The organism is Nocardia sp. NPDC058499, from assembly GCF_042719915.1.
Taxonomy (GTDB): domain Bacteria; phylum Actinomycetota; class Actinomycetes; order Mycobacteriales; family Mycobacteriaceae; genus Nocardia.
In genome coordinates this window covers 1-1282 of record NZ_JBHXMZ010000039.1, presented here as the reverse complement: position 1 = coordinate 1282, position 1282 = coordinate 1, and the positions used below count along the sequence as shown (strand labels likewise).

At 63.7% G+C, this 1282-nt stretch carries 1 protein-coding gene; it reads left to right on the top strand.

Annotated features, from left to right (window positions below):
* Window positions 1–81: 81 nt before the first annotated feature.
* A protein-coding gene (locus ACFWPH_RS34690; RefSeq protein ID WP_378756550.1) for an IS3 family transposase occupies window positions 82–1223 on the top strand; the annotation gives its coding sequence in 2 pieces (ribosomal slippage) (window positions 82–349 and window positions 349–1223; 1143 coding nt in all).
* The last annotated feature ends 59 nt before the right edge of the window (window positions 1224–1282 follow it).

Sequence of the window (1282 nt, the reverse complement as noted above, 5' to 3'; positions counted from 1 at the left end):
TGACCCGCTCCCCATGGATGCGACCAGCCGGAATTAGAGTCTCGTTGGCCCTGGTGAGGGCCAGAAGGGACGATAGGGACCATGGCTGGACGCAAGCGGCATTCCGCGGAGGACATCGTGCGTAAGCTGCGCCGTGCCGATGAACTGGCCGCGGAAGGCTTGACCGGCGAGCAGATCGCCGCCGACCTGGGAGTCTCGGCGGCGACACTCTATAACTGGCGCCGCCAGTACGGCGGTATGGACACCGACGCCGCCAAAGAACTCAAAGAGCTGCGGGAACAGAACGCCCGCTTGAAGCGGCTGCTGGCCGATGCGGAGCTGGAGAAAGACGCGTTGCGCGAGATTTCGAAGGGAAAATTCTAGGCCCAGCGGCCAAGCGACGCGCGGTGGACATGCTTGGGGAGGTTATGGGCATGTCGGAACGATTCGCGTGCAGGGTTGTTGGGCTTGCTCGGTCCACCTATCGCCGGTTGCCGGCCGCGCAGACACCGGCAGATCCCGATGCCGGGACGCGGGCCTGGCTGCGCAGCTATGCGGCCAAGAACCCGTGTCACGGGTTCCGCCGTGCTTGGGCATCGCTGCGGTTCGACGAAGGCCAGCGGATGAACATCAAGAAAGTCCACCGGCTCTGGCGAGAAGAAGGCTTGCAGGTGCGGGCGCATCACCCGCGTAAACGCGCCGGTGCCTCCTCGGTGCCGGCGGTGGATGCGGATGGGCCGAAGGTGGTGTGGGCGCTGGATTTCCAGTTCGATTCCACCGTCGACGGGCGGATCGTGAAGATCGCATCGATGATCGACGAGCACACCCGCGAATCACTGCTGCATCTGGTCGAGCGTTCGATCACCGGCGAGCGCCTGGTAGCTGAACTCGAGCGGGTGTTCGTCGTCCACGGAGCACCGAAAGTTCTGCGCCTGGACAACGGGCCGGAAATGATTTCTACAGCACTGCAATCGTTTTGCGAAGACCGGGTCGGGATCTCGTATATTCCGCCGGGCACCCCGTGGAACAACGGGTTCGTCGAATCGTTCAACCGGCGCCTGCGCGTCGAGTGCTTGAACCGTAACCACTGGACCAGCCTGCTCGAGGCCCGGGTGGTGATCGCGGATTTCAAACACGAGCACAACCACCGGCACCGGCATTCGGCGCTGGGCTACCGCACCCCGGCCGAGTACGCTGCGGCCTGCACCCACACCCACCACCCGGTGGACTGCGACATCAACTGAACACCGATCACGACAAACCGACTCTGAAACCGGGTGGTCGCGTTATCGGGGACTGGTCA